The 3,444-nt window shown below is 72.1% G+C and carries 3 protein-coding genes; all 3 read right to left on the bottom strand.

From position 1 onward, the window contains the following. Positions 1-431, bottom strand: a 431-nt coding sequence (locus tag ACESL7_RS14500; protein ID WP_372894012.1) for an FAD binding domain-containing protein, incomplete at its 3' end; no start/stop codon positions are given. Between the two features lie 522 nt (positions 432-953). Further along, positions 954-2,525 carry a putative bifunctional diguanylate cyclase/phosphodiesterase gene (locus ACESL7_RS14495; RefSeq protein ID WP_372894011.1) on the bottom strand — a complete coding sequence of 524 codons (1,572 nt, stop codon included), beginning with the start codon at positions 2,523-2,525 and terminating at the stop codon, positions 954-956. 54 nt (positions 2,526-2,579) lie between these two features. After that, a partial coding sequence (gene ttcA, locus ACESL7_RS14490) for a tRNA 2-thiocytidine(32) synthetase TtcA (RefSeq protein ID WP_372894010.1) occupies positions 2,580-3,444 on the bottom strand: 865 nt, incomplete at its 5' end.

The following is a 3,444-nucleotide window of genomic DNA, read 5'->3' as shown; positions in this document are numbered from 1 at the left end:
TCGCCGAGCGCCACCCGCCGCATGCCGGAGGGGCCCTCGATCTCGACCTCGGTGCCCAGCGCGAGCAGCGCCACGGTGCCGTCCGCGGCCGGGGATGCATTGCAGATATTGCCCGCCACGGTCGCCGCGTTCTGGATCTGGGGCGAGCCGACCTCGCGCCCGGCCTCCTGCAGCGCATGGAATGCCGGCCCCAGATCGGCACGCTGCACGTCGGTCCAGGTGGCGAGCGCGCCAATGCGAAGCCCGTCGGGCCCCGAGGTGATGTCGCGCAGCGCGGCCACGCCAGTGATGTCCAGGAGGTCCGCGTCCTGCACGGCCTCGCCCAGCATCGGGTAGACGTCGGTGCCCCCGGCAAGGATTCGCATCCCCGGGTGTTCCTGAAGCGTGGCGACCGCGTCGCGCAGCGTCTTCGGACGGACATAGTGGCCCAAGTCGCGCCCTCCTTCCCTGTTGTGTCGCGCGCCCGTTCCCCGCCACAGGCGGACGGTGGTCGGCGCGCGTATCTTTTGAGGAACTGTTGCAGAGCTTTCCGTGCCGGGCAAGAAATTTGTCGAACCCATGCAAACAATCCGGGTGGGCTCCTCCGGTCTGCGTGGTTTAAGGGCGTTAACGCGCCAGAGGCCTCAGAGAAAGGGTTTCCCGGGAGCTGGCCGCGCCTCTGGACGTGCCGTGACGCCGTCGCTGTGGACCGTTCAAGACATAAGCATACAAACAAGATGAACGCCGGGCGCAGGCGATGGCGACACCGCTGCGGCATGACGCCTCTGCATGCGTCGGAGACGCCGGGCGCTCGGGGAAGGCGGGTTCGCACCGTCCCGCATCGGGGCGTGCAGGGGCCGGGCGACCCCGGCGGCAGCACGCGGGCGCCGCATCCGGTCCCGCATGTGCGGTGGCAGCCCGGCCGGACCGGCTCGCTCGCGGCGGCGGGGGGCGCGCGCTGGGCGGTCGCGGTTTTACCCTGCGCCGCGGCCGATTCGGGGCGGTGCGTCGAGCTTCATCGCGTGGCGTGCCAGCCATTCCGGGGTGTCGTCGAACGGCATCGGGCGTGCGATGCCGAAGCCCTGCACGTGATCGCATCCGAGCTGCGCGAGCAACGCGTGCTCGCCGCCGGTCTCGACGCCTTCGCCCAGAGTCGCGAGGCCGAGCTGATCGGCCATCGAGAGCACAGCGGTCACCAGGCGCTGCTGGTCCGGGTCACGGTCGCATTTCGTGACGAAGGAGCGGTCGATCTTGATGCGCCGCACCCGGAAACGCCTCAGCGCCGCGAAGGACGCGTGGCCCGTGCCGAAATCGTCGAGGTCGATGCCGCACCCCATCGCCGCGAGCGCGTTCACGTTGCGCGCCGTCACGTCCTCGGGCGCGCCGGCGATCACCGTTTCGAGCACTTCGAGCGTCAGGCGGTCGGGCGCGAGGCCGAAGCGGTCGAGCTCCCATGCGATTCGGTCGGCAAGCGTCGGGTCGCGCAGCTCGGCGGCCGAAAGGTTCACGGCGACGCTCGGCACGTCGAGCCCGCTGCGATCCCAGGCGGCGAGGGCGCTCAGCGACTGGCGCAGCATATGCTCGCCGAGACGGGCCAGCAGGCCCGCTTCCTCGAGCGCGGGCAGGAACTCCGCCGGGGGAATCGGGCCGCGCTCGGGGTGGATCCAGCGCGCGAGCGCCTCGAAACCGGTGATCCGCCCGGTGTCCGTGCAGACCTGCGGCTGAAACCACGGGACGATGCGCCCGGCCTCCAGCGCTTCGGCGGCCGCGTCGGCAACCTCGGCGCGGTCGGGCAGGGTCTGCGTCATCCCGGGCGAATGGGCGCGCACGCAGGCGGGCCCGGCGGCTTGCGCCTCCGCGAGGGCCGCCGCCGCCGCGCGGAGCAGGCGCGGCCCGTCCGCCTCCGGCAGACGGCGCGACAGCGCGAAGCCGACCGATCCCGTCAGATAGACCGAGGCGCCGTCGATGGTGACCGGCTCCTCCACCGCGCGCTGCAGCCGGGCGGCAATCTGCAAGCCCGCCTCGAGGTCGAGGCGGCGTGCCGGGTGAAGCGCGACGCCGAAGCGCGCGTCGGCCAGCCGGGCGATCGCGTCGCCGTCGCGCAACGCCGCGCGCAACCGGTCCGCCGCGCCGCGCAGCAACCGCTCCTCCGCCTCCGCCCCGTGGCGCGCGCGAAGCTCCTCGAAGTCGTCGATTTCGAGCAGGAGGCATCCCGTGCCAAGCCCGCCACCCGCCGCGCGCTCGCGCGCCGCGTCGAGCGCGGGCGTCAGCGCCTCGGCCGCGGCGAGGCCGGTGACCGGGTCGCGCCGCGGGTCGCTGTCGGGCGCCGCCCCCTCGAAGCCGCCGGCCAGCGCGAAGAGCGCGGGCAGACCGAGCGCGGTCGCGATCAGCGCGCCCTCTCCGCCCATCCAGAAAGCCGCGAGCGACAGCGCGGGAATGAAGGCGAGAAGCGACGGCTCGGCCAGCGCGCGCCGCAGACGGCGGCGAAAGGCGGCGGGCGCAGACGCGGACTGAAACGGCATGGCGCGGACCCCAGGCTGACGCATGCGGCGATCCTCGCCGCTGGTCTGCAACCTGAGGCCGTATGTCTGAGTTTCGGGTTAACGCAAGGCGGGTATTTCCGCCGAATCCGTCCCGGCCGGTGCTGCCGCCGCCGAGAGGCCGGCGAAGTCGAAGAGGTTCGGATCGAGCAGATGCGAGGGCCGCGCGTTCATCAGCGCGCGGAACATGACCTGTCGCCGGCCGGGGCTGTTCTGTTCCCACTGGTCGAGGATCGCCTTGACCTGCTGGCGTTGCAGCCCATCCTGACTGCCGCAGAGATCGCAGGGGATGATCGGGTAGCCCATCGCCCGCGCGAAGCGGTCGCAGTCCGCCTCCGCCACATGGGCGAGCGGGCGCAGCACCAGGAGATCGCCCTCGTCGTTCACCAGCTTGGGCGGCATGGTGGCGAGGCGCCCGCCGTGGAAGAGATTCATGAAGAAGGTCTCGAGGATGTCGTCGCGGTGATGGCCGAGCACCACCGCGCTGCATCCTTCCTCCCGCGCGATCCGGTAGAGATGCCCGCGGCGGAGCCGCGAGCAGAGCGCGCAATAGGTCCGCCCCTCGGGCACCTTCCCTGTGACGACGGAGTAGGTGTCCCGGTACTCGATCCGGTGCGGCACGCCGCGCGCGCTCAGGAACTCGGGCAGGACGGTCGCCGGAAAGCCCGGCTGCCCCTGGTCGAGATTGCAGGCGAGGATCTCCACGGGCAGCAGTCCGCGCCACCTGAGTTCCGTCAGCACCGCGAGGAGCGTGTAGCTGTCCTTGCCGCCCGAGAGGCAGACGAGCCAGCGCGCGCCGCGCCCGCCCTCGGCCGCCCCGCTGCCCGGCACGACCATGCCGTAGTGCTCGATCGCCTCGCGCGTCTGGCGCACGATGCGCTTGCGCAGCTTGCGGAACTCGGTCGTCTGCGGCGCGCCGGCGAAA

It is taken from the genome of Rhodosalinus sp. (genome assembly GCF_041685465.1).
Lineage (GTDB): Bacteria > Pseudomonadota > Alphaproteobacteria > Rhodobacterales > Rhodobacteraceae > Rhodosalinus.
The sequence above is the reverse complement of the archived record's forward strand: the minus strand, read 5'-3'. Positions and strand labels throughout refer to the sequence as shown.